Annotated in this window: 29 protein-coding genes; 8 read left to right on the forward strand and 21 right to left on the reverse strand. The window is 54.5% G+C overall.

What is annotated here, in order from left to right; translation table 11 throughout:
- Positions 1-124 precede the first annotated feature (124 nt).
- From E8D52_03800 to E8D52_03870, 15 genes are all read right to left on the reverse strand, one after another.
- On the reverse strand, positions 125-493 hold the full coding sequence (locus E8D52_03800) for a PilZ domain-containing protein (protein TKB70179.1): 369 nt from the start codon (positions 491-493) through the stop codon (positions 125-127).
- Positions 494-1924: an amidophosphoribosyltransferase gene (locus tag E8D52_03805; GenBank protein ID TKB70180.1), complete on the reverse strand. Its 1431-nt coding sequence runs from the start codon at positions 1922-1924 to the stop codon at positions 494-496.
- Positions 1925-1945: 21 nt separating this feature from the next.
- On the reverse strand, positions 1946-4195 hold the full coding sequence (gene purL / locus E8D52_03810; protein ID TKB70374.1) for a phosphoribosylformylglycinamidine synthase subunit PurL: 2250 nt from the start codon (positions 4193-4195) through the stop codon (positions 1946-1948).
- Positions 4196-4363: 168 nt separating this feature from the next.
- A complete protein-coding gene (locus E8D52_03815; protein TKB70181.1) occupies positions 4364-4702 on the reverse strand; it encodes a hypothetical protein in 339 nt (112 codons plus the stop codon).
- 127 nt (positions 4703-4829) lie between these two features.
- Entirely contained in the window at positions 4830-5543 is a 714-nt protein-coding gene (gene purQ / locus E8D52_03820; GenBank protein TKB70182.1) for a phosphoribosylformylglycinamidine synthase subunit PurQ, read from the reverse strand.
- Between the two features lie 20 nt (positions 5544-5563).
- Positions 5564-5806 carry a phosphoribosylformylglycinamidine synthase subunit PurS gene (purS, locus tag E8D52_03825; protein TKB70183.1) on the reverse strand — a complete coding sequence of 81 codons (243 nt, stop codon included), beginning with the start codon at positions 5804-5806 and terminating at the stop codon, positions 5564-5566.
- A complete protein-coding gene (locus tag E8D52_03830) occupies positions 5803-6024 on the reverse strand; it encodes a hypothetical protein (protein TKB70184.1) in 222 nt (73 codons plus the stop codon). Before E8D52_03830 ends, purS begins: the two co-directional genes overlap by 4 nt.
- Positions 6025-6076: 52 nt before the next feature.
- A complete protein-coding gene (locus tag E8D52_03835) occupies positions 6077-6283 on the reverse strand; it encodes a hypothetical protein (GenBank protein ID TKB70185.1) in 207 nt (68 codons plus the stop codon).
- Entirely contained in the window at positions 6276-6980 is a 705-nt protein-coding gene (locus E8D52_03840; GenBank protein TKB70186.1) for a phosphoribosylaminoimidazolesuccinocarboxamide synthase, read from the reverse strand. Before E8D52_03840 ends, E8D52_03835 begins: the two co-directional genes overlap by 8 nt.
- Before the next feature lie 22 nt (positions 6981-7002).
- Positions 7003-7797 (reverse strand): chlorite dismutase, encoded by a 795-nt coding sequence (locus E8D52_03845; GenBank protein TKB70187.1) that lies wholly within the window; start codon positions 7795-7797, stop codon positions 7003-7005.
- A complete protein-coding gene (locus E8D52_03850) occupies positions 7794-9134 on the reverse strand; it encodes an adenylosuccinate lyase (GenBank protein TKB70188.1) in 1341 nt (446 codons plus the stop codon). Before E8D52_03850 ends, E8D52_03845 begins: the two co-directional genes overlap by 4 nt.
- The gene (gene nusB / locus E8D52_03855) at positions 9127-9588 is read right to left on the reverse strand and encodes a transcription antitermination factor NusB (GenBank protein TKB70189.1); all 462 of its coding nucleotides are present in this window, start codon (positions 9586-9588) and stop codon (positions 9127-9129) included. The genes E8D52_03850 and nusB overlap by 8 nt, the downstream gene beginning before the upstream one ends.
- Positions 9589-9655: 67 nt before the next feature.
- Positions 9656-10192 carry a 6,7-dimethyl-8-ribityllumazine synthase gene (locus E8D52_03860; protein ID TKB70190.1) on the reverse strand — a complete coding sequence of 179 codons (537 nt, stop codon included), beginning with the start codon at positions 10190-10192 and terminating at the stop codon, positions 9656-9658.
- A gap of 71 nt (positions 10193-10263) precedes the next feature.
- On the reverse strand, positions 10264-11472 hold the full coding sequence (locus E8D52_03865) for a bifunctional 3,4-dihydroxy-2-butanone-4-phosphate synthase/GTP cyclohydrolase II (protein TKB70191.1): 1209 nt from the start codon (positions 11470-11472) through the stop codon (positions 10264-10266).
- A 75-nt stretch (positions 11473-11547) separates the two neighbouring features.
- On the reverse strand, positions 11548-12750 hold the full coding sequence (locus tag E8D52_03870; GenBank protein ID TKB70192.1) for a NarK/NasA family nitrate transporter: 1203 nt from the start codon (positions 12748-12750) through the stop codon (positions 11548-11550).
- A gap of 196 nt (positions 12751-12946) precedes the next feature.
- Here E8D52_03870 and E8D52_03875 point away from each other — a divergent pair, with 196 nt between their 5' ends.
- The 4 genes from E8D52_03875 to E8D52_03890 all read left to right on the forward strand — a co-directional run bounded on the left by E8D52_03875 (position 12947) and on the right by E8D52_03890 (position 17132).
- A complete protein-coding gene (locus E8D52_03875) occupies positions 12947-13951 on the forward strand; it encodes a sigma-70 family RNA polymerase sigma factor (GenBank protein ID TKB70193.1) in 1005 nt (334 codons plus the stop codon).
- Positions 13952-14208: 257 nt separating this feature from the next.
- On the forward strand, positions 14209-14508 hold the full coding sequence (locus E8D52_03880; GenBank protein TKB70194.1) for a co-chaperone GroES: 300 nt from the start codon (positions 14209-14211) through the stop codon (positions 14506-14508).
- 104 nt (positions 14509-14612) lie between these two features.
- Positions 14613-16259, forward strand: a complete 1647-nt coding sequence (groL, locus tag E8D52_03885) for a chaperonin GroEL (protein ID TKB70195.1) — start codon at positions 14613-14615, stop codon at positions 16257-16259.
- Positions 16260-16712: 453 nt separating this feature from the next.
- Positions 16713-17132 carry a type II toxin-antitoxin system PemK/MazF family toxin gene (locus tag E8D52_03890; protein ID TKB70196.1) on the forward strand — a complete coding sequence of 140 codons (420 nt, stop codon included), beginning with the start codon at positions 16713-16715 and terminating at the stop codon, positions 17130-17132.
- 282 nt (positions 17133-17414) lie between these two features.
- On the opposite strand, the gene E8D52_03895 is transcribed toward E8D52_03890, so the two are convergent.
- A complete protein-coding gene (locus E8D52_03895) occupies positions 17415-18104 on the reverse strand; it encodes a sel1 repeat family protein (GenBank protein TKB70197.1) in 690 nt (229 codons plus the stop codon).
- 117 nt (positions 18105-18221) lie between these two features.
- Between E8D52_03895 and E8D52_03900 the strand changes: the two genes are divergently transcribed.
- A complete protein-coding gene (locus E8D52_03900) occupies positions 18222-18665 on the forward strand; it encodes a PEGA domain-containing protein (GenBank protein ID TKB70198.1) in 444 nt (147 codons plus the stop codon).
- 53 nt (positions 18666-18718) lie between these two features.
- Positions 18719-19360 (forward strand): hypothetical protein, encoded by a 642-nt coding sequence (locus tag E8D52_03905; GenBank protein ID TKB70199.1) that lies wholly within the window; start codon positions 18719-18721, stop codon positions 19358-19360.
- Between the two features lie 130 nt (positions 19361-19490).
- On the opposite strand, the gene E8D52_03910 is transcribed toward E8D52_03905, so the two are convergent.
- From E8D52_03910 to E8D52_03920, 3 genes are all read right to left on the reverse strand, one after another.
- Positions 19491-19823 (reverse strand): hypothetical protein, encoded by a 333-nt coding sequence (locus E8D52_03910; GenBank protein TKB70200.1) that lies wholly within the window; start codon positions 19821-19823, stop codon positions 19491-19493.
- 72 nt (positions 19824-19895) lie between these two features.
- Positions 19896-20618 carry a conjugal transfer protein TraT gene (locus tag E8D52_03915; GenBank protein ID TKB70375.1) on the reverse strand — a complete coding sequence of 241 codons (723 nt, stop codon included), beginning with the start codon at positions 20616-20618 and terminating at the stop codon, positions 19896-19898.
- Between the two features lie 219 nt (positions 20619-20837).
- Positions 20838-22445 (reverse strand): carboxypeptidase regulatory-like domain-containing protein, encoded by a 1608-nt coding sequence (locus tag E8D52_03920; GenBank protein TKB70201.1) that lies wholly within the window; start codon positions 22443-22445, stop codon positions 20838-20840.
- Positions 22446-23142: 697 nt separating this feature from the next.
- Between E8D52_03920 and E8D52_03925 the strand changes: the two genes are divergently transcribed.
- Positions 23143-24921 carry a hypothetical protein gene (locus tag E8D52_03925; GenBank protein ID TKB70202.1) on the forward strand — a complete coding sequence of 593 codons (1779 nt, stop codon included), beginning with the start codon at positions 23143-23145 and terminating at the stop codon, positions 24919-24921.
- A 203-nt stretch (positions 24922-25124) separates the two neighbouring features.
- Here the strand turns inward: E8D52_03925 and E8D52_03930 are convergent, their stop codons facing one another.
- Entirely contained in the window at positions 25125-25427 is a 303-nt protein-coding gene (locus E8D52_03930; GenBank protein ID TKB70203.1) for a hypothetical protein, read from the reverse strand.
- A 263-nt stretch (positions 25428-25690) separates the two neighbouring features.
- On the opposite strand from E8D52_03930, the gene E8D52_03935 reads away from it, so the two are divergent.
- The gene (locus tag E8D52_03935; protein TKB70204.1) at positions 25691-26059 is read left to right on the forward strand and encodes a transcriptional regulator; all 369 of its coding nucleotides are present in this window, start codon (positions 25691-25693) and stop codon (positions 26057-26059) included.
- Here E8D52_03935 and E8D52_03940 read toward each other — a convergent pair.
- On the reverse strand, positions 26029-26241 hold the full coding sequence (locus E8D52_03940) for a hypothetical protein (protein ID TKB70205.1): 213 nt from the start codon (positions 26239-26241) through the stop codon (positions 26029-26031). The genes E8D52_03935 and E8D52_03940 overlap by 31 nt on opposite strands.
- Positions 26242-26514: the final 273 nt, after the last annotated feature.

Here is a 26514-nt window from a genome sequence, read left to right on the forward strand (position 1 = left end):
CATGATCCTATGCTGCTCCAGTGCCTCACCAGAAGACCCTTGCATCTTCGGAGGTCATCGGCGCCTAAGAGATGTATCCTATCATGGCAATTTTTGGAGGGGCAACCGCAGCGTAGAGTAGAAACTAATCTTGGGCAGGACCTTCGCGCTGGTTCAGCATATCCTTGAGCTGGTCCTTGGCCGTCCCCTCAAATCGAACAAACTCGATTCCGAATCGATCACCTTGCTTCCATCGGACGATGGCAAGAGTGATGATGATCGGAGGCCGAGCACCTGGAGGCTGCACGTGAAGACACACACGCGCTCCGATAGGAAGCTGGATCTGACTGTCAACCTCACCGCCGGCGAGTGTCAGGTTCCTCACCATCCCATGGCCTGCCCCTTCGTCTCCGGTGAATTGGACGGGATAGTCGACCGGCACTCGTGGTCGACCTCTTGGTTGCAGCTCTTTTTCGTCGTCTTGTTCAGGCGGCATCATATCGTAGGAGTCCACTCAGCGCGCTGATTCGAATAGGCCAAGCTGAAGCTCTTCCGCACGGGTAAACGGGAGGGGATAGCGTTCCGTGAAACAGGCCGTACAGTATTGATCAGGTGTCTTTGGTGCAGACTTGAGCATCCCATCAAGGCTGAGATAGGCCAAGCTGTCCGCAGTGATGTATTTGCGGATTTCTTCGGTTGAGTGATCAGAGGCGATCAGCTCTTTTTTCGTCGGAGTATCGATTCCATAGAAACAGGGCGAGATGATCGGCGGTGAGCTAATTCGCATGTGGACTTCTTTCGCCCCGGCTTGTCGGATCATCTTGACGATCTTGCGACTCGTCGTGCCACGAACTAACGAATCGTCAATGACAACAACCCGCTTCCCCTCCAACACCTCCGGCACAGCATTCAGCTTAACCTTGACCCCGAAGTGACGAATCGACTGTTCGGGTTCAATGAATGTCCGCCCAACGTAGTGGTTACGGATCAAACCGGTTTCAAAGCGAATCCCAGCCCCTTCGGCATAACCAAGCGCCGCCGGGACACCGGAGTCTGGAACAGGAATGACGATATCTGCCGGTACCCCCGCCTCCTGAGCCAACTGCCGTCCCAGCGCCTTACGCGTGGTATAAACGGTGTTTCCCCCGAAGATTTTACTATCAGGCCTGGCAAAATACACATACTCGAACACACACATGGCTGGATGCTGTTTGGGAAACGGATGATGACTATCGAGCCCTTGGTCGGTGATCACGATCAGCTCACCCGGTTCCACCTCTCGAATATACTCGGCATCAAGCAAGTCCAATGCACAGGTCTCCGACGCCACAATCCAGCCACCACGAAGACGCCCGATACAGAGCGGTCTGAGTCCGTACGGATCACGCGCGGCGATGAGCCCATTGTCGGTCATCAAAACAACAGAAAATGCGCCGCGCACCTGACTCAGCGCATCGACGATACGCGCGAGAAAGGAATCTGCGCGTGAATGGGCGATGAGGTGGATAATGACCTCACTATCCGATGTGGACTGGAAGATCGCCCCGTAGGCTTCCAGTTCGTGTCGGAGCATCTGGGCATTGATGAGATTGCCATTATGCGCCAACGCCAAATTGCCCAGCGCAAAATTCACGGTCAATGGCTGCACATTCTTAAAGTCGTTGCCGCCGGTCGTGGAATAGCGATTGTGTCCGACGGCCATATGGCCGGGCAATTTCTCCAGCACTGACTTGTGAAAAATGTCGGCGACAAGACCCATGCCTTTCTGCACGAACACTTGCTCCCCATCCCCCGCGACAATTCCGGATGCCTCTTGCCCGCGATGCTGCAGCGCGTACAGACCCAAGTACGTCAGATTGGCTGCTTCTTCGTGGCCGAAGACGCCGAAGACGGCGCATTCGTCGTGGAACTTATCTGGCGAGACGATCGGCAGTTCTTTGTGCATGATCCTTAACAATTCACGAGGCTAGGAATGGTTCAACGTTTGCTCCAAGGAACACGCCCACCGATCATATAGTGTCGCCACCGGCTGATCGATCACCTGTTCCATCGAACCGTCCTCTCCCACAGACACGACCAGCCGTTCACCGGAAACGGCCCCGATCACTTCCACCGGCACACCAAAGCGCCTCGCCTCGGAAAGTATCGTCTGTCGATCGACCGGCTTTGCGGAGACCACCACCCGCGATTGACTTTCGCCAAAGAGAACGGCGTCTTTTCGAAGCCGACCTCTGTTCAAGCTTACTACGGCACCGAAAGTCCGCTCTGGTCCAGAGATGCAGCTTTCCGTCAATGCGACAACAACACCGCCTTCCGAACAATCATGGGCGGATCGTAAGAAACCATTCTGAATCAGGGACAGCACGCAATCATGGAGCGCCTTTTCCGCAGTCAGACTGAGATAGGGCGGCGACCCCTGTTCACGAGCATGCACGACCTTGAGATACTCCGTTCCACCCAAATCCTCACGAGAAGAGCCAAGCAAGAGGATCTCGTCGCCTTCCTGCTTGAACCACTGAGTCATCGACCGTTCCACATCATCGATCAACCCAACCATACCCAGCATGGGGGTTGGGTAAATGGAAAGTTCATTCGTTTCATTATAAAAGCTGACATTCCCGCTCACGATGGGAATCTGAAAATGCTCGCAGGCGTCTTTCATGCCTTCGATTGCCATCACGAACTGCCACATGATCTCCGGTCGTTCCGGATTACCGAAATTGAGACAATCCGTCAAACCAATCGGTACCGCCCCGGAGCAGACGAGATTCCTCGCCGCCTCAGCCACGGCCAGCCTGGCCCCTTCATAGGGATTCAACAGGCAATACCGGCTGTTGCAATCGACTGTCATGGCCACAGCTTTGTTCGTGCCTTTGATCCGCACCACCGCGGCATCGGATCCAGGACGAACCGTCGTATTCGTCCGCACCATGTGATCATACTGTTCGTAGACCCATCGCTTGCTGGCAATGGTCGGCGACTCCAACAAGGCCAACAGGGCCACATTTGCGTCTTTCACATCTGGAAGGACGTCATAATTCAGGTTCGTCAGCATATCCTGATACGCTGGTGGCTGATAAGGCCGTTCATACCGAGGTCCGTCGTCGGCCAACGATTTGGCAGGAATTTCCGCCACGACCTTGCCCTGATCTTTCACACGCAAGATACCGTCTGCCGTCACCGTTCCGACTACAGCCACATCCAAATCCCACTTCCTGCAAATGGCGATACAGTCCTCTTCTTTGCCGGCTTTTGCCACCATCAACATCCGCTCTTGCGACTCGGACAGCATAATCTCGTATGGCGTCATCCCAGGCTCTCGCCTTGGGACCACGGTCAGATCCAATTCCATCCCGTTACCGGCACGGGAGGCCATCTCACACGACGAACTCGTCAGCCCTGCCGCCCCCATATCTTGAATCCCGACGAGCAGATCTCCCTCCATCAACTCGAGACACGCTTCGAGTAGCAATTTTTCGGTAAAGGGATCACCGACCTGTACCGTCGGCCGCTTCTGCTCTGATTGATCGTCGAACGAATCGGATGCCATCGTCGCCCCATGAATCCCATCACGGCCTGTTTTGGAACCGAAGTAGATCACAGGATTCCCAACGCCTGCCGCCGTGCCACGGAAAATTTTGTCTGTATGGGCCAGACCGAGACAGAACACGTTGACCAATGGATTCAGCGCGTAGATATCATTGAAGACGATCTCGCCTCCCACAGTAGGAACTCCCATGCAATTGCCGTAACCAGCAATGCCGGAAACGACCCCCTTCATGAGATGACGAGTCTTGGGCGAGTGCAGCTCTCCAAACCGCAGGGAATCGAGCAGCGCAATCGGCCTCGCGCCCATCGTAAAGATGTCGCGCAGAATGCCACCCACTCCCGTGGCTGCGCCCTGATAGGGCTCGATAAACGATGGGTGGTTGTGCGATTCCATCTTGAATACCACGCACAACCCGTCGCCAATATCGACGGCCCCGGCATTTTCCCCTGGCCCCTGGACGACACGAGGCCCAGTCGTCGGCAGCTTCTTTAAATGCACGCGCGAGCTTTTGTACGAGCAGTGCTCGGACCACATCACGGAAAACATGCCGAGTTCCGTCAGATTGGGCTCACGCCCGAGAATGTCGATGATTTTTTGATACTCCTCGCTCGTCAAATTGTGCTGAGCGATGAGTTCTTTGGTAATTGGCGGAGTACGGGCCTGCATCATGTCCTAAACTCCACAGTAACGAAGCGTTCCACAGTATATCGAATCTGCTACGGATGTGTCTTCAGGACATGGCGGCAACAGTTACACGTACTGAACAACGTGACCGGCGAGATACCAGAATAGCACCTCGCCGGTCCGTCGATCTGAATCGTAAGCCCTGAGCTGTTACTGAACTTCCACCTTAATGGCTGCTTCCGCGGCTAACATTTGATGATCCTTATCTGCCGCAATGACCTTGATCTCATGAGTCCCTGAACTCATCCCTTTGACGGTCTTTTTGTCCCAGCCCTTCTGATATTCGCCATCAACAAAACAATGGGCATGCGTCGCCTGGGTGCCCTTCGTGAGCTCATAGACCAGTTCAATATCTTTTCCCACCTTGGCGCCAGGCGCCGGACTCGTGATCGTGAGCTTGCTCCCGTCATCCGTCGCAGCAAACACACCAGCGCCAGAACACAAGGTGAATAGACCAATGGCTGCCACTAATGCACCTATACGTCTCATTGCGACCCTCCTCTAGATATAAAAGAAGTTGAAACTGTTACCGACCAACTGACTGAATACTTTACCGTGCGCACTTTCGATCTTCAATCCTCAGGAGAACGATCCCGCCAAATCATCGTTGGAGCGCTTACCAGACTTCTGCCACCTGCTTCTGCTCTAAAAACGAGATCATCGATTGAAAGAGGTGTCTCCCATCTTCATTGCCCAACATGGTCTCGGTACAGCGCTCCGGATGGGGCATCATACCCAGGACATTCCCCTCGGCATTGCAAAGTCCTGCAATGTTGTCGAGCGAGCCGTTTGGACAACTCCCCGGCGTGACCGTCCCATCTACTGTGCAATAGCGGAAGGTGATCTGTGCATTGGCTTGAAGCCCAGCTAAGGTCACCGGATCGGTGTAGTAATTCCCATCCGCATGCGCAATCGGGATTTTGAGCACCTGACCAGGCTTGCACGCATTCGTAAACGGCGTCGCTGCGTTCTCCACTTTGACGTAAGTCTCGCGGCAGATAAAGTGCAGCGACTTATTTCGCAACATGGCCCCGGGCAACAAACCCGCTTCCAGCAGAATCTGAAATCCGTTGCAGATCCCCAGCACCAATTTTCCCTCAGCCGCAAACTGCTTGACTGCCTGCATGACCGGAGAAAACCGCGCAATCGCCCCGGTACGGAGATAATCGCCATATGAAAATCCCCCCGGCAGGATCACCGCGTCCAAGCCGGCTACTGACGACTCCTTATGCCACACCATTGTGGCATTCTGCCCGAGCACATCTTTCAAGACATGCACACAGTCGTGATCGCAATTACTACCGGGAAATACAAGAACACCGACATTCATGTGGCAGACCCCACGCGAAGTTACGCAGTCAATTCATACCGATAGTCTTCAATGATCGTATTCGCCAGGAGCTTCTCGCACATCGACTTGACTGCAACCTCTGCCTTCGTCTTATCTGTCTCCTGGAGATCTAGCTCCATATACTTGCCGACGCGGACATTGGCCGCATTCCTAAACCCCAATGAGTCCAGTGCATGCTCAATAGCCTTGCCTTGAGGATCCAAGATGCCTGACTTCAACGTTACGTGAATTTTGGCTTTCACAACTTACTCTCCTGCTTTTCCTCGGCCTGATTCAACCGATCCACATATTTCTTGATCCAGAAGATGACGGCAATGGTGAGTCCGCCGCAAAACACCAAGGCCACGAACGCCCACCGCCAGGGTGACTCATGTAACCGATAGGCCATCACTCCGATAATGGCCGCCCAAACCACCACCGAAGCCACCAGCCCATAATTCAAATATGCCCGCAGCATCATTTTCCTTCTCTATCTCTCTTCCACTCTACTAGTTGAAAAGGGTGAGCTGGAATTACCAGGCGCCTTGCGCGAAGGCTCGAGCTTCCCGCACTCCACGACCGATGCGCTCCGCAGAGCGGACGGCGAGCACTGCTCGAAGTTCCGCTAGAATTTCATTCGAAGCGGAACAAGTTGCGCAGCCGAGCAGAGGGAGTGGCACGTGCGGTCGAGCCGGAGTGCCGAAGCCTGGAAATTCCAGCTCGCCCTTTCGTTTACCCACATACCCTTTTCAACACCTCCTGATACGCTTCCTCAATCTTCCCCATATCTTTCCGAAACCGATCTTTATCCATCGATTCGCCGGTCGTCATGTCCCAAAAACGGCACGTGTCTGGAGAAATCTCGTCCGCCAAGATCAGTTTATTGTGAAACACCCCGAACTCGAGCTTGAAATCGACGAGCTGCATCTTCCGCTCGGCGAAGAAGGGTTTGAGGACCTTATTCACCGCGTGCCCGAGCTCTCGCAACTCTCGCAACACTCCTGGCGTTGCGACATTCATCAGCCGTAGATGATCGTCATTGACGAGCGGATCGCCAAGTCCATCATTTTTGTAGTAGAACTCAACAACCGCCGGATCGATCCGGTTGCCCTCTTTCAATCCGAGCCGTTTGGCCAAGCTCCCCGCGACGACGTTCCGAACCACGACTTCGATCGGGACGATCCTGACTTTCTTGGTGAGCATTTCCCGGTCATTCGACCGCTCCACAAAGTGTGTCCGGATCCCGTTTTGCTCCAAGAGCTGAAACAGCCGCTCGGAGACCTTGTTGTTAATGACGCCTTTTTCAACGATGGTGCCGCGCTTCTGTGCGTTGAAGGCCGTCGCATCGTCTTTAAAATACTGCACGACCTGGTCTGGATTTCCCGTCGAAAAGATCTTCTTCGCCTTGCCTTCGTAAAGAAGCTCGCCCATCGCCATGATCGGACCTCTGTAGTTCAACTTACTGCGCCAACAGCTCGACAACCTCGTCCAACGATTTCATCGTCCCGAGTATGGTTGGACTCCCGAATCGCCGCGTATAGCGAAATTCTTGCACCTTCTCAAGCGACAACACCAGGCTGTGAAAATCCTCCAGCTTGGAGGTTTCAAAGTACGTAATGAAGTCCAGATCGTCCAGCCCGCTGGAGTGATAGAGCTTCCGCTTGACCGATTGTAAATACGGTAACGTGGCGGCGGTATGTTCCTGCATCATCTCGGCTCGTTTCTCCTGATCCAGCCCCCACCACTCGGCTGACTTCCTGACCGGGATCACGATGGCATAGGGATGCTGGCCGGGTTCACTGACCGCCTTCAAGTCAGCCCTCATCTGTTCAGGAAATCCCGGTGCGTAATTCGGTTTTTTGGTAAGTCCGTGCATGACCCCAACCGTCTTGAGGTATCTCCCGAATTGGCTGCTCTTCAGATCCAGGAGAAACTCCTGCGTCACGCGTAATTCCGCCGCATGAATCCGGAACAAGAGATCAGCGTGATCGGAAAGCCCTCGAAGCAGGTACAGATCGATTGCCACATGCTCCCGATGCTGTTCCACCACACCCTTGAGCGAGGTCAGACGGACGATCCGCATCGCAGGGTCTTGCTTCGCCCACTCTTCATTCAGCGCGAAGAGAGCAAACGTGCCGTACACTCCGGGTTCCGTAAGAAGTTTCTCGCGATCCGCCGCAGACTGCGCATCGGATAGCCACGGGCCGACCATCACGCACATGAACATCAGTGCCGCTACAAATGAACGCGTCATGATCTCGTCTCCTTCCTCCTGATACCAGGCAAACGATGGTGGTCCCGCCCGAACACCCGCCGATAGATCTGATCGAGGTGGCGCAGATAGTACTTGGGGTTGAAACACGCTGCAATCTCACTGTGCTTTAGATGCTGTGAGATAAACGGGTCTTTGCCGGCCAATTCTTGCAGTGCGCCTCCGCCTCTCCAGGAGACCATGGCATTGCGCTGCACCACTTCATAGGACTCTTTTCGCTGCGCCCCCTTCTCGACCAAGGCCAACAGCAGCCGCTGCGAATATACCAGCCCCCCAGTCAATTCGAGGTTTCGCCTCATTCGATCAGGATACACAACCAAATGTTCGATGAGATCCGTGACTTTGGCGAGCATATAGTCGATCAGAATCGTGCTGTCCGGCATGATCACCCGCTCGACCGACGAATGGCTGATATCCCGTTCATGCCAGAGCGCCACATTCTCCATCGCCGCCAGACTGTTGGCCCGCACGAGCCGCGCCAAGCCACAAAGATTCTCCGAGACAATCGGGTTCCGTTTGTGAGGCATCGCCGACGATCCCTTCTGGCCTTCGGAGAAATACTCTTCCGCTTCGAGCACTTCTGTGCGCTGGAGGTGGCGAATTTCGGTGGCGATCTTTTCGATGCTGGCCGCAAGCAACGCGAGCGCTGTGGCATAGGAGGCGTGGCGGTCTCGTTGGACGACCTGATTCGAGACGGGATCGGCCTTCAAGCCAAGCTTGGCGCACACATAGTCTTCAATATCCGGTCCCTGATGGGCGAAGGTTCCCATGGCGCCGGACAGTTTGCCGACCGCAATCTCGGTCCGCACCCGCCGTAACCGCTCGTGATGGCGGCGGACTTCTTCGTACCACAGGGCGAGCTTCAGCCCAAATGAGATCGGCTCCCCGTGAATGCCATGGGACCGCCCCACCATGACCTGATCCTTGTACCGGAACGACTGCCGCTTCAAGACAGCCAGTAACCGTTCAACCCCTTCCAGGATGAGATCCATGGCCTCAGTCATTTGAACGGCCAGTGAAGTATCGACAATGTCGGAGGATGTGAGTCCCATGTGGAGAAACCGATGTTCCGGTCCTACTGTGTCCATGAGCGATTCGAGAAAAGCGATCACATCATGCTTGGTGACCTTTTCGATTTCGGCAATTCGGTCGACGTTGATCTTGGCCTTCTTCCGGATTTTCGCCGCCGTTCCACGTGGTGCCTGTTTGGCATGCTCGAAGGCGGCACAAGCCTGTAGTTCGACCTCCAGCCAGATCTCATATTTATGTTTCAGATCCCAGATCGCCTTCATCTGTGGACGTGTATACCGTTCAATCACGATCCGCTTTCCTCCAGATTCCACGATCAGGGTCTGCGCGCTTCGCGGCCAGCCGCGACTCGGTGGCCAAGGCCTTATCAAGAACCGCGTTCACGAACTTTGAAGCATCCTCGTCGCCGAAACTCTTTGCCAGTTCGATGGCTTCGTCCATCGTAACCTTGGCAGGCACCTCATCCAACCACAGCAACTCGTACAGCCCGGCACGCAAAATGTTGCGGTCGACGATCGGCATGCGGTTCACGGTCCAATTCGTCGCATACTTACCGATAGTGGCATCGAGCTCTTTTTTATGCTCCAGCACACCCTGCACCAACTGTTCCGCGAACGCTCTCGACTCATCAGACGCCTCGCATTCACGCCAAAACTCGTCAAGCTGCACGCCGGACTTCCCATGAATGTCATGCTGAAAGAGGATCTGCAAGGCTCGCTCGCGAGCTTGGTGACGAGAGCCCATAGTTATACAGTGGGAACGTGAGAACGTTGAAAAGCTCGCAAGCTCACAGACTGACAAGAGAAATGACTCACCGTTTTGCTCTTCCTACTGCCCGCCGATTTTGGCTTGAAGACTTTTGATTTTCCAACTTTTCAACATTCCCTCTTATCTTCCTCATTACCATCACCATCTCGATCGCGGACTTCGCCGCCTCGCCGCCTCGGTTGAACTTCTTCGTATCCGCGCGCTCCACGGCCTGCGCCACCGTCTCAGTGGTCAACACACCAAAGATGATCGGTACATCGGTGTCCACGGCCGCTTGCCCGACACCACGGCTAACTTCGGTACAGATATACTCGAAATGCGGGGTGTCCCCACGGATCACCGCCCCCAAGCAAATCACCGCATCAAACCGGCCTGACTTGGCCATGGTGCGCGCGACCAGCGGAATTTCAAACGCGCCCGGTACCCGCACGACCATAACAGCCTCTTGCGGAACACCATGGGCCGTCAGTGTCTCCTCACAAGCATGCAGCAGTCTGCTCGTGACCTGCGCATTGAACTTCGCAGCCACGATGCCGAACCTGAATCCAGCCGCGCGGCGTGAGCCCTTTCTAAGTGTCATAGGAAGATAGCACGTGTGCATGTCTCACGATGTGACCCGTAACCGATGTGGCCCCTGAAACGTTGCGATGGTTACACCTTTTTGAGAAGATGCCCCAGCTTCATTTTTTTGGTCCGAAGATATCGGACATTGGCGGCACGCGGGGCCATTTCGATTGGAACCCGTTCGACAACCTTGAGGCCATATCCTTCGATTCCAACGATCTTCCGTGGATTATTCGTAATCAACTTGATCTGTTGCAGGCCGAGATTCGCCAAAATTTGAGCCCCAACCCCATAGTCGCGGAGATCCGCCTTAAAGCCCAGCTGCAGATTGGCTTCGACCGTGTCACTACCCTTATCTTGAAGTCCATACGCCTTAATCTTGTTCAGTAACCCGATTCCACGGCCTTCTTGATTGAGATAGAGCAAGACGCCTCGCCCTTCCTTCTGAATGACCTCCATCGCGGAGTGCAATTGATCCCGGCAGTCGCACCGCAGTGATCCTAACGCGTCAGCCGTCAAACATCCGGAATGGACACGCACGAGGGTCGGCGCCCCACCATCGACCGAGCCCTTCACCAACGCAATGTGCGTCACTCCGTCGATCTGATTCTCGAACGCCACCGCTTCAAAATCGCCGAACGTCGTCGGCAACCGCGCACTCGCCATCCGCTTGACGAACGTTTCCCGTCGCATGCGGTATTCGATCAAGGCCTTCACGGTCACCATCTTCATCTTATGGAGCTTGGCAAACTTTGTCAGCTCAGGAACCCGAGCCATAGTACCGTCGGCATTCATGATCTCGCAGATCACCCCGGCAGGCCGGAGACCCGCGAGCCTGGCCAAGTCGACAGACCCCTCGGTTTGCCCAGCCCGGCGGAGCACTCCGCCGATTTGCGCCTTGAGCGGAAACACATGACCAGGTCGCGCAAGATCCATCGGCTTGGTCTTGGGGTCAATCGCCACGTGAATAGTCTTCGCTCGATCGGCCGCTGAAATTCCCGTCGTGATGTCTCTTCGCGCATCGATCGAGACGGTAAAGGCAGTGCCAAAGGTGGCGGTATTTTCGGACGCCTGCTGCGGCAACTGCAGTTCCTCAACGCGCTCGGGTGTGAGGGCCAGGCAAATCAGTCCGCGCGCATGCTTGGCCATGAAGTTGACGGCCTGCGGAGTGACTTTTTCTGCAGCAATAACCAAATCCCCTTCATTTTCACGGTCTTCATCGTCGACCAGGATAATGAACTTCCCCTTCTTAATATCTCGGATGGCGTCTTCGATATGGTTGAACGGCGTGGGCATAGAGCGACTAATCTAGCATTTCAGACTGAAGCTTGAATATGATTTTTTTAGGAATTGATCGAGGATCGAAAGATCTCATGCGGACAGTTCAGTCGGCGAAGACCGGTTGGCCCGCAACGCGACGATCACAGTACCCCAGGCACACACCGTGAACCCAGCAAACAGCCAGAGCCCAGACTCGTAGCTTCCCGAAAGCCCCTTCATCGTCCCGATGACTATCGGTAGCAAAAATCCGCCGATGGCCCCCGACGCCCCAACCACACCAGACGCCAACCCGATGTCCTTGGGAAACCATTCGGCGACCAGCTGGAACACCACGCCGTTGCCGAATCCCATCGCCGCCGTTGCCACCACCATCATCACAACCGCCATAGTTTGCGAAGGGCTGATCACCGCCACCACCGCCCCCGCGATCACCGGCAGAACATAATAGAGCGTCTGCAGCCCCCCTTGCCGATCTGCGACATAGCCGCCGACCGGACGGATCACACTCCCCATAAGCCCGCACAAGGCCGCCACTGCACCAGCCTCTATCGCGTCGATCCGATAGACATCGTGCAGCACCAGCGGGAGCACACTGCACAGGCCCACGAAACCGCCAAACGTGACCGCATAAAGGAACGAAAGCCAATAGGCCAACCGGCGGTGAATCAACTGTACCGCATGGTACCACCACGCCACGACACGGGTATCCGCAACTGGCCTGCTTCGTGGCACCGCGATCACGAATCCGACCGTCGTCATGGCCACCACGCAGGCCATAAGACCGCAGATCTGATGCCAATCCATCGCGGCAGCCCAGCGCGGCGCCAAGAAGAAAATGAGCACGGTGCCGACATTTCCCGATGCTGCCAGGCCAAGCACCAGTCCGTGCGCCGACGGAGGATAGGCTCGACTGGCAATCGGAAGTGCTACCGCAAAACTTGCCCCCGCCACACCCAAACACATCGAAAAGGCGAGCGCTTCTCCGTACCCAGTGACACCGAGCCACCCCCAGCACAACACCAGACACTCCATCACAAGAATGGCCACGGCCGTGGGCCGCGCTCCGAGCCAATCCGCGCTCCATCCGGCTACTATCCGTAACACCGCCCCGCCGAGTAACGGCAGGGAGACGAGCCAGGCGATCTCGGTTTCGTTCAGCTGCAGCGCCGCCATGAGCGGAAGGCTCATCGCCCCGACGAGCAACCAGACCATGAAACTGACTGTCAGGTGTAACCACGCCCCCGCCAGCGACGGCCAATGACCGCTTTTCAGAATGCTCCAGATCTCAGACACGCCCGACCTCCGGATGGATGGCAGTCACTCACTATAGGGGAGCCGCTTTGAGAGGCGCAAGCGAACACCATCTACGGGAGAGACTGACGAGCCTCTCCCCCACCGGGGCAGAACAGGCGCTACCCGTGGTGCCCACTTCCTCCTGTAAGACAGCCTTTGTGCCGTTCAGTCATTCTGTTATAGTCACGCTCGTATCATGAACCGTCATGACCATTCACAGGAGGAAATGGGCGACGCCCTAGAACCAGAAATCCTCGAACCCTCCGATGATGAGATCGTCGAGGCCGAAGCTGCACCGGTGGTATTGGATATCCCAGCCTCTGATGGACGGCAGCCCGCTGACACCATGGCCGTGGTGCCGGTCACGGCCTTACAGCAGTACCTTGCCGAAGTCCGCCGATACCCCTATCTGTCAAAGGAAGAGGAACTTCAGCTTTTCCAGGAGTATCACACCCACGGCAGCCGTGAAGCAGCCGTCAAGCTCATCATGGCGAACCTGCGCGTGTCGGTCTCGATTGCCGGCGAGTACCTCCATACCGGGGCTGACCACATGGATTTGATTCAAGAAGGCAACGTCGGCCTGATGCAAGCCATCAAGAAATTCGACCCTTCGAAAAACGTGCGCTTCTATGCCTACGCCGCCTGGTGGTCACGGGCCTATATTCTCCGGTACCTCCTGCACACTTTTCGACTCGTCAAGATCGGGACCACGCAGGATCAGCGAAAGCTGTTCTATAACCTCAAAAAGGAAAAGGCGAAGCTCGAGCGGGAGGGCTTCGCGCCAGACACGAAATTACTCGCGGATCGTCTGAATGTGCGTGAGCGCGATGTGGTTGAAATGGATCAGCGCCTGGGCAACTGGGAGCTCTCACTCGACCAGCCGATCGGTGAAGACCAGGAATATACCCTGTTGGACGTCTTGCCCTCCCATCAAGAACCGGCAGACGAACAACTCGCCGATCATCAGCTGAAGACCCTCTTCAGGGCCAAGCTTGCCGAGTTCATCAAGACCCTGGAAGAACGAGACGAAGATATTCTCAGAAATCGCATTCTGTCCGACCAGCCCCTAACCTTGGATGATCTGGGCGACAAATACGGGATTACCAAGGAGCGGACCCGTCAACTGGAAGCTCGCATCATCAAACGCCTCCGTGACTACATCAAAAAAGACATTAAAGATTTTGATCGCTTGCGGGTATGACATCCCAGTGACCCCGCCCCCACCAGATAGAATACTCCTAGAATGTTGATTTCCCAATAGGTTAGAACAAAGAGATCCCTGCAGCGGCGCGGGTGATCGGGGACAATAAAAATCCCTTATTCCCCCTCTTGACTTAGGGGAACGAAGGCCTATCTCTACTTTTGAGTCGCAGGCTGCCTGGATCGAACAAGTTCAGCCAAACTCTTTACAACCGTCAACACCTAACGAGTTCACTTTCATCAGGAGGAGGTTCTGCCATGGGTACAGCTGAGAAGGAAAAGAAGAACATTGCCAAGGGGTTTCAGCCTTTGGGTGAACGAGTGTTTGTCACCTACACCGAGGAATTGGATCGGACCGCCGGTGGGATTTATGTGCCGGATTCAGCGAAAGAGAAGCCACAACGAGGCGTGGTCCAGGCAGTCGGAAAGAAAGTGGAGAACGTCAAGATCGGCGATCACGTCCTGTTCGACAAGTATTCTGGCAGCAAGCTTCGGATTGAGGACGAAGAGTGCTTGATCCTCAAGGAAGAAGACATCCTGGGCGTCTTTACGGCTTAATCGCAGCAGGAAAGTTGGGAACGTTGAAAACGTCGTTCATGACATTTTTAAACTGTTACCCATTCGAACTTTCGCAACTTTAGACTTAAAACGGAGGACAGATAATGGCAAAGCAACTTATGTACGGCGATGCAGCACGAGCGGCCATCCTGAGAGGGGTGAACCAGCTCGCAGACGCCGTGAAAGCAACCCTCGGCCCGAAGGGCCGCAATGCGATTCTCGACAAGAAGTTTGGCGCCCCGACCATCACCAAGGACGGCGTGACGGTGGCCAAGGAAGTCGAGCTGAAGAACCCCTACGAAAACATGGGCGCCCAGCTGGTCCGTGAAGTGGCCAGCAAGACCAGCGATATCGCTGGTGACGGCACCACCACCGCCACCGTGTTGGCCCAGGCTATTTTCCGGGAAGGCGCCAAGAACATCACTGCCGGCGCCAATCCAATGGAAATCAAGCGAGGCATCGACAAGGCCGTCGAAGCCATCACCGCCGAGCTCAAGAAACTCAGCAAGCCTTGTCAGAACAAGACCGAGATCTCACAAGTCGGCACGATTTCTGCCAATAACGACAAGACCATCGGCGATTTGATCGCCGAAGCTATGGAAAAGGTCGGCAAGGACGGCGTCATCACCGTGGAAGAAGCCAAGTCGATGACCACCTCGCTGGACGTGGTCGAGGGCATGCAGTTCGATCGCGGCTACATCTCTCCCTATTTCGTCACCAATGCGGAGCGGATGGAATGTTCCGTGGAGGAACCGCTCATCCTGATCAACGAAAAGAAGATCAGCAGCATGAAAGATCTGTTACCATTGCTCGAGCAAGTGGCCAAGCTGGGTAAGCCACTCGTCATCCTCGCCGAAGAAGTCGAAGGTGAAGCACTGGCCACCCTCGTGGTCAACAAGCTGCGCGGCACCTTGAATGTCGTGGCAGTCAAAGCTCCGGGCTTCGGCGATCGCCGCAAAGCCATGCTGGAGGATATCGCAATCCTCACCGGCGGCCAGGTGATTTCTGAAGACATCGGCATCAAGCTCGAGAGCGTCAAGCTGACCGATCTCGGCCGCGCCAAACGCGTCACGATCGATAAGGACAACACCACGATCGTGGAAGGCTACGGCGATGCCAAGAAGATCGAAGGGCGCGTGAAGCAAATCAAGGCTCAGATCGACGAGACCACATCTGACTACGATCGCGAAAAGCTGCAAGAGCGGCTGGCCAAGATCGTGGGCGGCGTGGCCGTCATCAATGTCGGCGCCGCCACCGAGACCGAGATGAAGGAGAAGAAGGCCCGCGTCGAGGACGCGCTGCATGCCACCAAGGCGGCAGTGGAAGAGGGTGTCGTCCCTGGGGGCGGTACAGCCTACCTCCGCTGCATCAAGGCACTTGATGGGATCAAGGATGTCCCGGCGGAGCAAAAGGTCGGACTCGACATCGTCCGGCGTTCGCTCGAAGAGCCACTCCGACAGATCGCCGCGAATGCCGGCGCAGAAGCCTCGGTCGTCGTCGGCAAGGTTCGGGAAGACAAGAACGCCAACGGTGGCTACAACGCCGCCACGGATGAATATGTCGATATGATCAAGGCTGGCATTATCGACCCGACCAAGGTGTCGCGCTGCGCTCTGCAGAACGCCGCCAGCGTCGCGGGCTTGATGCTCACGACCGAAGTCATGATCACCGAACTCCCCGAAGAGAAGAAGGAATCAGCCGGCGGCCCAGGTGGACACAACCACGGCGGCGGTATGGAAGGGATGTACTAGATTCAGTGCTGAGTCCTAAGGGCTGAGTACTGAGAATTAGTGAAGGGCTGAGAGTTAAGAGCTTTCTGCTTGCAAAGGGCTCGGTGGGCAACCACCGGGCCCTTCGTGTTTTGGTATCTATTGTGAACCGAAATCCACTGCGCAAGAATCAGCACTGAAAAACGAGACTCCGACTTTTCACGAGCAGTGGTAGGAACGTTATTCCAGGATGGAACGAAGATGCATTTCCCCATCTATGCGGATCGCCACCTGGCTAACGATCTCCTGAGACCGAGCACCTGCATCAGGCAAAGCGACCGGCTCATTTCTGCTCCAAATCTTGAATCCCCTCTGTCAACAGGGTATAACCAGCAAGTATGAAGACCTTGCAGGAAATTGAACAAGCGATTTCCACCCTGCCATTGCCTGATCGGCTTCGCCTCTATAAGGATATGCCGCATTTGATCGCTCTGAATGCCGAAGACCTGGACTGGCAGTCGCTGGCCCTCGAAGGTTTCTTCCAGGACGATTCTCCTGACGATCGCATCTATGACCACTTATAGGGTCGGCGACATCGTTTCCGTGAACTTTCCCTTCGCCGACCTTCATGCGCAAAAGCGTAGGCCCGGTCTAGTGCTTATAAGCGATGATATCGACCTCGTCGTCGCCCGTATCACCACGCACTCTCCACGACATCAATCCGATGTCGCACTGACCGGCTGGGCTGCGAGCGGCTTGCCTCATGCATCGACCGTTCGTCTCACCAAGCTCGCCACAATAGACCATCGGCTCGTCCATCGTATTGTGGGGCATCTGCACCCGGAAGACATCCGGTCGGTCATCCAAGCCTGGGAGCAATTGACCGCAAGTATCGTGACCGCTCTGAGTCGGTAGAAACTACAGGGCTGTCCGCCGAGCCACCCCGTTGTGTTTTTTTTCATTACACGATGGCTCAAAATGAAACGGGAATACGATTTCTCAAGCGCGGTTCGAGGCAAGTTCTTCCGAAAGGGAGCGGAGCTGAATTTTCCTATCTATGTGGATGGCCCCATGCACAAGCGGCTAGAGCGCCTGGCTAAGAGAAAGGGAAAACCCGTGACGGATCTGGTCAATCAATTGCTCAAAAAAATCTTGAGTTGCCTGCAAACTTGTCGTAGTTTTTTGCACTGAGGGAATTTATGGCCCTTCAGCCATCCATTCCGTGGTTAGCTGTTGCGCCTCGTCCACTTGGGCAGGTGTCATCCGTTTTGTAAGTTCATTACGAAGCTGCTCCCCCGTCTTTTCGTTCTGTCTTGCTCCCAAGTTGTACCATTTATAGGCCTGGACATAGTCTTGCGTCACCCCGCGCCCATCCTCATACATGGAGCCGAGCTTAACGAAGGCTAAGCCATGCCCTTGTTTCACAGCCAACAGAAACCAGAAGACTGCTGCTTTATCATCCTTTTGGCATCCTAAACCATTGGAATACAGCGTCCCCAGATTCACCTGCGCATCCGCACTACCTTGAAGAGCAGCTTTCTCGTACCACAGACAGGCTTGGGTATAGTCCTGCCTTCCACCCTGCCCACTATAGTACAGCCGAGCAAGGTTATACTGTGCTTCTACGTTTCCTTGTACAGCCGCCTTCTCAAAAAACTTCCTGGCTAACCCATAGTCCTGTGCAACCCCACGCCCATTGAGATACAGCCATCCAAGACTTACTTGTGCTTGCGCATGACCCCCTTCAGCTAATGCACGCCACTCCTGCACTGCGACCGCATAGTTCCCAGCTTTGTACGCATCCAACCCGGACGAATAGTCGGCACAGATACCACTTGAAAGACAAGTCATCGACATCGCAAGAGCCATCGGGACTATTGCGCGCATGAGAAATCTCCTGCATAACGATCTCGCAAGAGAGACCAACGTTGTGCAAGCTCTGTTGGTGCGATAAGATGATTCGATGGATGCGGGGACACACTGCAGAAGCGAATACCCTGTCGCATGAAACCCCTACGATCGTATACCAACAGTATAAGCTTACCACGCGATCCTCAAAGCACCAGGCCATGGAGGCTCTGCGTCACCATGGGCCTGCTCATGCTGTCTGGGTGTGGGTTCTTACTGCACGGCGAAAAGCAGGACATCACGTTCGACTCAAAACCGCCCGGTGTGACGGTGACACTCGACAATGCCACGCAATTCACCACGCCCCACACCATCGCGTTGACCCGATCATCAAATCATCAGGCTCTCTTCAAGAAAGAAGGGTATGAAACGCAACGCATCTTCATCAGACACGAATTCCTTATCGGCCCTGCGATCGTCGGGAATATTCTTCCACTCTTTCCGGTCGGCTTGGCCATCGACGTGATGACAGGGGCCGCATGGGGGTTCGAGCGCGACTACCACGCTGTGGACATGACGAAATCAAGGGGGCGGCCTTGATAGCCCCCTCACGGTGGCCCCGCATAGGCTGGCTCGAGAGTTGCTGGCTTCTGATGGCCGGATTAGCCTCATTCAGCTGTGCCGGATCCCAGCCTTCCACTTTCCCGAGTACGCAGCCACTCGAAGCCAGCCAGGATCATCATGGCATTCAATTCAACACGATAGCCTCACCTCCTCTTCCAATAAAGCTCGCGCCTGGGTCGAAAATCGGTCTCCTCCACGAAGATCATGATGAGGCTGATCAATTTGTACGGGTTGCTCTCGAACACACCATCTTCTCGATCAAAGCGTCGATTCCGAGCCTGATCGTCGTGGAACGACGCAGCATAGGCGATATCGAGCGAGAGTTTCGCTTCCAGGCTAGTGGGAAGGTCAAGGATCAAGAACTAGCCAAGATCGGACATTTTTTAGGTTTGGACTACGTGGTGGTCTTCGATGCGCTGTACCAGGACTTGAACGAACTCTATGGCCTCCGAAACCAGATCGACACTTGGGAAGTGACGCTTCCGGTAAAGATCATTGCCGTGAACACAGCCGAGGTCAAACTCTTCTGCCTCGCGACTGCCAAGGCGAATGTAGGGAGACAGATGACTGCTGCGGAAGTACGACTACTGAATCAGAAAGCCCTCAGCATGGCAACCACGCTGGTCAACCAGTGCCTGTCCGCCTCATTGCAAAGCAGGCCCACGCAGTAGGAACCACTGCACCGCACCAATTCATAAAATCTGGTTCAAACACGCACAGATGTGTGTGGGCACTACAGTAGCGGTGCGAGTCGCACTGGGGAGAGAATCATCCTCTCCCCAGTGGTGCTCCATGCCGTAACTAATACCCGTAGTAATGACCGTAATATCGATAGTAGTGATGGCAATTCCGATATTGAGAGTACGAATACAGCAAATTGTTGCAGGTCCAGCCAGGTTGCCAACCGGCTGGTGCCTGCGTTTGCGGTGGCGGAGTGTTATTCTTAATGGCCTGTTGTAGGTAGGCATCGAGCGCAGCCGCATCACCAGGGTTGAACGGTTTCTCCAACACCCCCTTATTCAGCTGCTTCTGCATGGCCTCCATATCTTCCTTCTCTCCGGCCCAGAGCACCCCGGCCATCCCGATCGTCAACGCAAGTGCACAGCTGACAATCCCTAGCGCTGCGCGTCCCATACTCTCCTCCTTTCAACCAATCGGACCGAGTGAGACATTCGTAAGGATAATTGCATCCTGCCTGAGTCGTCGTTAAAACAAACCCGCCAAAGACCGCGTGAGACCCTGGGTTAATGCCGGTGCAGCTTCTTCATAGTCCAGATTCGCCTTATTGGCCGTGCTGACCACTCTTGTGCGATACTTCTTATGCTTCGTGACTTCAGAAGAGGTCTGTTGCTCTGTACCTCCGATACCTTGTTTCAAATTTTGCTGGTTGTCTTGCCGGACAATCACCCCTTCGGCTGCCTTCTCGACAACCTGGACGTCCGTCACCACCATAAAGAGCACATCCTTGACCAGCGCACCGGTCACAAGCTCGGCTCCAGCGAATGCCAATCCACCAGCAGCAGCCCCCATTCCAACCGCGCCGTAGGTCCCTCCGGCCAGCCCCCCAATCGCCGCTCCAGCCGCAGCCCCACCCACAGCGGACAGCAGTGGTCCACCATAGCCACCAGCCAAGGCCTGCTGTGCCGCAGTCGGATCAGTCTTGGCAACGCTCAGCACATTGGCCTGAAGCCGGTAGTGGGCTTCTTTCGGATCTTGGGTGACACGATAGCCCCGCTTGGCAATGGCGTCCTTAATTGGGGTGGCAATATCAAAATTGTCTTTGTCGGATGTATTCCGAACATCGATGTAAATCACCCTCTGCTCAGGGCCGACCGGGTCCAAGAAAATTGTCTCGCTCATCTTCGTTTGGACATCCAGATTCCGTTTGCTGATCATGGTCTGCGAGGCCGCGCAGCCGGCCAAGAACATCAGCCCTACCCCCGCCACGACCACGCGCCCCACGGCTGTTAATCTCAACCTTTTAGTTCTCTTCATCACATCCCTCCTTGAAGTGATAGCCCTATTGCCACGAACACCCACTCTAAGTCCTCACACTTGTGATCCTGGAGAAACCCACCCAGCCGGATGGGCTTCTCCATGGTCTTCTGGGTCTGAGCAGAGATTAAGCCTCTACTCAGACCGCACTGCCTAATTGACCGTACAGAAAGTCGGCGTACCGGCGGCAGATAGAGCCGGTGCCTGATCCAGCCACGCATTCACGGGCGTCACCGACACGTTACATTGTGCGTCCACCACAATATTGAAGACATGCCACCAGAGCTTAGAGCCTTCGCCAGCAGGCGGGGCAAAGACACTGGCATTTCCATTCTGGCTGAGTTCCACGCGACCTGGTGACTCTGTAATGCCCGGAGCCCCGGAATTCTGCGATCTACTGTAGTTGTGCACGGCATAGGTGTAGGTCCCTTGCATCAACTTGGTGATCGTCACGACCTCGGGACCGAAGCTGCTCTGATCATCGATGTCGAGCTGCGCAAAAGGCAGCTCGGTCAAGGAACCGAGCTCGCTGTTCCTGAAACTGATGCGATAGTGGTTGGGGACAAATAGATAAGAATCCAGATCATTGGGACTCGCACCCCAGGTCAACTTGATACTGAAACCGTCGGTGCTGGTAGTTGTGACAAGACATGGGTCTAGGACAATGTTCGTTGCCGCGAGGCCAGCGGTCGCTGTGTTAGTCAATTGGGTACCGGCAAGTGCGGTAATCGTGGCCTCGCCGTCCTTGCGGATCGGAATCTGAAACGAGCCGTCTGTGGTCGTATAGGCTCGTGAAGAACCTGAATAGGTTTTACCCTCGCTCTCGACAAGCGCATTGGGCACAGGCTGGCCCGAGGCATTTCTCACACAGCCGGTCACGACGATGGTCTCCGTCACAAGATCGGCATTCCAGTAGCCGAGCCGAGACACGGTGCCTTCGTAGTAGCGAATGGACGCATTCACGACGAGTGTCGCCTGGCCATCTTGTATCCAGCGCCCTGTCGAGCCGTCAAAATAGAAGAGCGGAATCGTCGCAGGCACATTACTAGATCGCGTGCTGACCGGGATACGGATGGTGGCGGTGCTCCCGGGGGTTAAACTGTACCGCACGTTGTTGCTGTCACGAACATCGATCAGCATTGCCCCGAAGCTCTCAATCTGAGTAATACTCCCACTGGCGGAAGCGGTGAAGTCTCCAGGCATATCACTCGTCGTAGTCGACACATTGATGGGTGTGACTGAAACCGCGACGTTAGCTGCCGGAGCCCCCGTGCTCGGAACGAGTCCGTTGGCTGGCAGTACGATTTGAGCCGAAGAGTTGGTATCAGTTATCGTACCTCCGGACGCAGTAGGTACGTTCTGGGTAAAGCCAACCCTCACAAGTTGTACGGTGAGCGGTGTGTTCTGTCCAGCCGTCACGCGGGAAATGCGAAAGCTCTCCGCAAACCCACTGGCATCCGCATGCACCACTGTTCGATCAGCCACTGGGACAGACAGGGTATAGCTGCCATCTGCTCCTGATGTCGTCCGCACCGTTCCAATCTCGATCGTCGCATTCGGAATGGCTCCGGTCCCGTCCGACGCAATCACTCGGCCTGTCACCGTGCCCGTTGAGACCGGAGTGGGAGGGGACACAGGGCTGCTATCGCCGCAAGCCGAAATAGTCATGAGACACAGGAGCGCAAGGATCGGGCGCCACACCGAGGATGCGTAGTTTGACCGAGACGGGACACCCGTCAACCAACACACAGCTCTCATCATGTCATTCTCCTTTTCGTGTGATCTGAAATGGTTGCAAATAGATTACTGCGCAATCGACACTCCACAGTGCAGAGACCATGCCAACGAGCCGGTCACGGCCACACGTGCCGAGAGACCGCAGGAAACAGGGTGAACGCTGGCGGAGAAAGAGTCGGCGGATACGGCCTAGTCCTGTCGATTGCCGGTACATACACTTATGCGTAGAGTTGGCTAGGCATTGGGCGGATGGCAGCGGAGCAGTCAAATATGATCGTCTCAGACCCTACGTTGGTATCTCTACAGATACATAACTGTATCTGAATGGATACGACGGACGCGGCAGAGGTTCATGGGCCTTGCTTGAATTGATCTGCAACTCCTGCAATCGCGGATGTGTGTGCGTAACGCCGATCTGAAGGAAGTCGTTCGTCTCACAAGAGGAATAGCGCGGAAGAGGTGTGACAGAACCTGAGGCTGAACCGTCATGAGTCCTGCGCCGAGCGAGACGCGAAAATAGCACTTGTAATTTTTCTTGGTACGTACGTATACAAGCGTATACAAGGAGGGCGTCACGATGTCAGGCTTTTCACGGAAGAGTTTAGGGCTGTTCTCTTGCCGGCAGATCTGTGGCGGGGCACGATGCATGATTTCTGTATACAGCCTTGCATGCCTCGTGCTTTTGACTACTTCATGTTCGTGGTGGGCAGTCCCTGCCAATATGCACAAGATAGGTGAATTTGGGGAAAAAGACTTTCTGAAGGTAGAGCGTGCTGGCTACAAAAATTCAAATACTCCACCGCGATCTTGCCTCGCCTTGTCAGGGGGGGGAATTCGATCCGCAGCCTACAGCATCGGCGTCTTGAAGGGATTGCATCTAAGTGGAAAACTGCCTGAGGTTGACATTATTTCGGCCGTGTCTGGTGGTTCCTATGCAGCAACCTGGTTATACGCACAGTACGATATAAAGGCAAGGGAGGGTAGTCCGAGAGATGCTGTGGCTGTATTGGATGATGTTCTTTCCGGAGATTCAATCAATAAGGTTGCAGAGAAGGCAAGAAACCTTGTCCTAAACCTATCGATGCTAGGGTTAGCCACAATTCAGGCCCCCAGCACCGATTCGGGCCTTCTCTCACTTATGAGTGGAGGGTTGGATTTGATTACGCTCGTTCCCCGGCTAATCCTCTACACTGGAGGAGTGATTTGGTCATATCATCCTCCAGGGAGCGAAGGCCATGAAACTGGCAGCGGATCTAATTATGAAAGAGCTCTTAGCAATGCATTCCATGTGGAGGACGGCAAAGAAACCGAAATTGAGTCCAACTACTTTGAATCTCTTTGGAACAGGTTACCTTTCAGTTCAGTTAGTGTAAGCACAGGGCCTCCCATTCGAACAGCCTCCAAGAAACTCCCCTATTTGATCGTTAACGCTACTATTGAAGGCGTCCGTTTGTCCGACGAAGATGTCCGTACGCCTAATCCTCGCCCAGAGGCCGAGCGTATAAGACTTGCCGACAGGATATTTGAGTTCACACCCTACGGAATGGGGTCGCCCAGTGCTGGTTACAGGGATTGGGCCACATTAAAGGACAAAGACCGAGCAGAAACCTATAGCTTCTCTAAAGTTGCGTCGATTTCAGGTGCAGCCATAGATAAACGTACAGATATATACCTAAATGCTTTAGGACGTGACCTCGGGTTAGGCTATACGATGCTCGCTCCAACCGACAAGGATGACCCGAAGAAATTCTTTTTTCAGAAAAAATTTATTGTGTTGACCGATGGCGGGAATGAAGAAAATCTAGGCGTCTATGGTCTCATTAAGAGAAACTGTGAAGAGATCATAGTGGTGGATGCTGAGTATGATGGAAGACCAGAAGGCGTCTTAAACTTCATTCCCTATATGATGGAGCGCGTTACTGGAAAAACGTTTGTGGGTTATGAGGATAGTTATCAGTTTGGAGCCTATGGGAAACTCAAGACAAATTTAGAGCACGAAGAGATGGTTCTACAGGTAGATGAGCTTGACCAAGTAACTATGTATGGAAAGAAAACATCCCATACACAGACCCTTGAGCCATGGAGTTGTTGGTCGGATCGGGTCAAAACTAAACGCACATTTAAGTGTGACGATGCTCAACCTAGGAAGGGGTGTGTTCGTAACAACGAAGACAATACTTGTGAGCCAATTCTGCAAAAACAGTTGCGAGTGACATATGTGAAGCTTTCTGCAGACAGGATGTTGCTCGACGCTGTTCCATCAAAGGAGAAGGCCAAAGAGGTTTATGGGAATTTTGTCACGGACTTTTATAAAAGCTCAGATAAGAATTTTCCTCATTATTCAACAGCTCAGCTCGGATGGAACAAGCAGGCATTTCTCGCAATAGCTGAACTGGGATGTAGAGCCGTAAGGCTGGAGTATGATAAGAAAAATTTGAATTCAAGTGAGAAGGCATGCATTGAGACAAAGAGAGCAACAGGGGCTGGGGACAGCAAGTAGGGAATACTGTACGCTCTACGTCAATTTCGGCTAATTCTGGTCAGGTCACACGTATGAATCTGTCTGATCCGTACTCGCGATAGTTGCGAGAGCCTCATGGATGCTCACCTTAGCTTCTCCACGGTGCATGGAATCGGACCCGTATTTTCCTATGAAGTGCAACAGATCCCCTGATCCCCTTGTGTTATCTGTCTCTTGCACTTCTATGGTTTCACGCCTATCGTTTTAAGCGTGGCCCTGAAAATCGATGAGGTCATTGGCTCGACAAAAAACGACCGGAAGGTGCGGTGGACCATCTCGGTATGGCGCTGATGATCGGCATGGAATAGTTCGGCTGCCTTCTTGTGATCTTCTGCGCCATATCCCATTCGAACAGCACAACGCTCCAATTCCTCTTCCTCGGCAGGAAGCAAATGGGTTTGGAGATCGTGGACCATTCGCAGCTTAGGTTCGACGTCGCGCAAAAACAGATACGCCTCGGTCAACGCATCTGCCGCCCGCTTCATTATTTCCGGGCTTATTTCCACGGTTGTTTCACAAGAGCGGCGGCTTCATGCAATGCTTCCGAGAGCGAGGCGCCAGAGGACGCGTGGAGGCCTGTGTGACTGTGCCTGTGGTGTGGGTATGCTGACCCGTTTACCATCGACGAAATTGCACAGGCCTATGCGAGTGCCTTCAGCGAAATCATTGAAGATTATCCGGACGATCCTCGCGGGCACTCGGCACTTGCGCTAGAGCATTTTTGATTTAAGTGCATACAGTCTGTAGCATGTCCGCCCTGGTACTCTTAGGAGGAAAAGGGAGGGAGGCCTATTCACAAGATCTACGGGATCGGGTGTTGCGAGCATTGGAACGTGGGGAGCGTCCGACAGCCATTGCCGACCGATTTGAAGTCAGCCGGGGTTGGGTGTATCAGGTGCGGAACCGGCTCACGCAGACGGGAGGGCGTAGCAGTCTGCAGATTGGGGGCCACCGGCGGTCTCGGTTGGCGGGGATGGAGCCGACGCTCCGGGCCTGGCTGAAAGAAACCGGCGATCTGACGCTCGCGGAGCTGTGCACGCGGCTGGCGGCACACGGAATCGCGATCAACGTGCCCGCGTTGTGGCATCAACTCAATACATGGCAGCTCACCTCTTGAGTTCTAACTCCAAGTGTGGATTCGACCACGAGCCCTTGAATGTCAGACTGATACGGCGCGAGTGCCTCGATCACCAGCGCCAGTTCATTTGACACGCGCTGCTGAGAGACGACCTGGTCTTGCTCATTGAGTACCACCACCGTGTTATTCGCGCGCGAATTAAGACCCCCGTACAATTTCATGATGTGCTCCTCCTTGTTGGTCGGGTGAATGTTCGAACGCTCCGAACACCAACCCTACCCGTTATATCGAGGAGCCTTCTAGATGATTATCAGATCTTGTTTTGTGCAGCACTGACTTTGTGTGGATTCACGATGCGACTGATCGTCGAATCATGCAAGCCCACGGCTCGGCCGATCTCGGACAGTCTGACCTGGTATGGCCCAGCAACCTTCCTGTTAGAGTCTGTTCATAATCTTTTGAGGATGTTTTGATAATGTTCTCCTTTTCACCGC

It is taken from the genome of Nitrospira sp. (assembly GCA_005116745.1).
In the GTDB taxonomy this organism is placed as follows: Bacteria; Nitrospirota; Nitrospiria; order Nitrospirales; family Nitrospiraceae; genus Nitrospira_D.

Excerpts from the sequence above, each read along its gene's own strand:
- E8D52_03925 (TKB70202.1), top strand. The coding sequence starts at position 23,143 with ATGCACAAGATAGGTGAATTTGGGGAAAAAGACTTTCTGAAGGTAGAG.
- E8D52_03890 (TKB70196.1), top strand. The coding sequence starts at position 16,713 with ATGCCGAAGACCTGGACTGGCAGTCGCTGGCCCTCGAAGGTTTCTTCC.
- E8D52_03865 (TKB70191.1), bottom strand. The coding sequence starts at position 11,472 with ATGCCCACGCCGTTCAACCATATCGAAGACGCCATCCGAGATATTAAG.
- nusB (TKB70189.1), bottom strand. The coding sequence starts at position 9,588 with ATGGGCTCTCGTCACCAAGCTCGCGAGCGAGCCTTGCAGATCCTCTTT.
- groL (TKB70195.1), top strand. The coding sequence starts at position 14,613 with ATGGCAAAGCAACTTATGTACGGCGATGCAGCACGAGCGGCCATCCTG.
- E8D52_03895 (TKB70197.1), bottom strand. The coding sequence starts at position 18,104 with ATGCGCGCAATAGTCCCGATGGCTCTTGCGATGTCGATGACTTGTCTT.
- E8D52_03920 (TKB70201.1), bottom strand. The coding sequence starts at position 22,445 with ATGATGAGAGCTGTGTGTTGGTTGACGGGTGTCCCGTCTCGGTCAAAC.
- E8D52_03905 (TKB70199.1), top strand. The coding sequence starts at position 18,719 with ATGGCCGGATTAGCCTCATTCAGCTGTGCCGGATCCCAGCCTTCCACT.
- E8D52_03940 (TKB70205.1), bottom strand. The coding sequence starts at position 26,241 with ATGAAATTGTACGGGGGTCTTAATTCGCGCGCGAATAACACGGTGGTG.
- E8D52_03910 (TKB70200.1), bottom strand. The coding sequence starts at position 19,823 with ATGGGACGCGCAGCGCTAGGGATTGTCAGCTGTGCACTTGCGTTGACG.
- E8D52_03915 (TKB70375.1), bottom strand. The coding sequence starts at position 20,618 with ATGTTCTTGGCCGGCTGCGCGGCCTCGCAGACCATGATCAGCAAACGG.
- E8D52_03875 (TKB70193.1), top strand. The coding sequence starts at position 12,947 with ATGAACCGTCATGACCATTCACAGGAGGAAATGGGCGACGCCCTAGAA.
- E8D52_03815 (TKB70181.1), bottom strand. The coding sequence starts at position 4,702 with ATGAGACGTATAGGTGCATTAGTGGCAGCCATTGGTCTATTCACCTTG.
- E8D52_03845 (TKB70187.1), bottom strand. The coding sequence starts at position 7,797 with ATGACGCGTTCATTTGTAGCGGCACTGATGTTCATGTGCGTGATGGTC.
- E8D52_03900 (TKB70198.1), top strand. The coding sequence starts at position 18,222 with ATGAAACCCCTACGATCGTATACCAACAGTATAAGCTTACCACGCGAT.
- E8D52_03880 (TKB70194.1), top strand. The coding sequence starts at position 14,209 with ATGGGTACAGCTGAGAAGGAAAAGAAGAACATTGCCAAGGGGTTTCAG.
- E8D52_03840 (TKB70186.1), bottom strand. The coding sequence starts at position 6,980 with ATGGCGATGGGCGAGCTTCTTTACGAAGGCAAGGCGAAGAAGATCTTT.
- E8D52_03860 (TKB70190.1), bottom strand. The coding sequence starts at position 10,192 with ATGACACTTAGAAAGGGCTCACGCCGCGCGGCTGGATTCAGGTTCGGC.
- E8D52_03830 (TKB70184.1), bottom strand. The coding sequence starts at position 6,024 with ATGATGCTGCGGGCATATTTGAATTATGGGCTGGTGGCTTCGGTGGTG.
- purL (TKB70374.1), bottom strand. The coding sequence starts at position 4,195 with ATGCAGGCCCGTACTCCGCCAATTACCAAAGAACTCATCGCTCAGCAC.
- purQ (TKB70182.1), bottom strand. The coding sequence starts at position 5,543 with ATGAATGTCGGTGTTCTTGTATTTCCCGGTAGTAATTGCGATCACGAC.
- E8D52_03935 (TKB70204.1), top strand. The coding sequence starts at position 25,691 with ATGTCCGCCCTGGTACTCTTAGGAGGAAAAGGGAGGGAGGCCTATTCA.
- E8D52_03805 (TKB70180.1), bottom strand. The coding sequence starts at position 1,924 with ATGCACAAAGAACTGCCGATCGTCTCGCCAGATAAGTTCCACGACGAA.
- E8D52_03930 (TKB70203.1), bottom strand. The coding sequence starts at position 25,427 with ATGAAGCGGGCGGCAGATGCGTTGACCGAGGCGTATCTGTTTTTGCGC.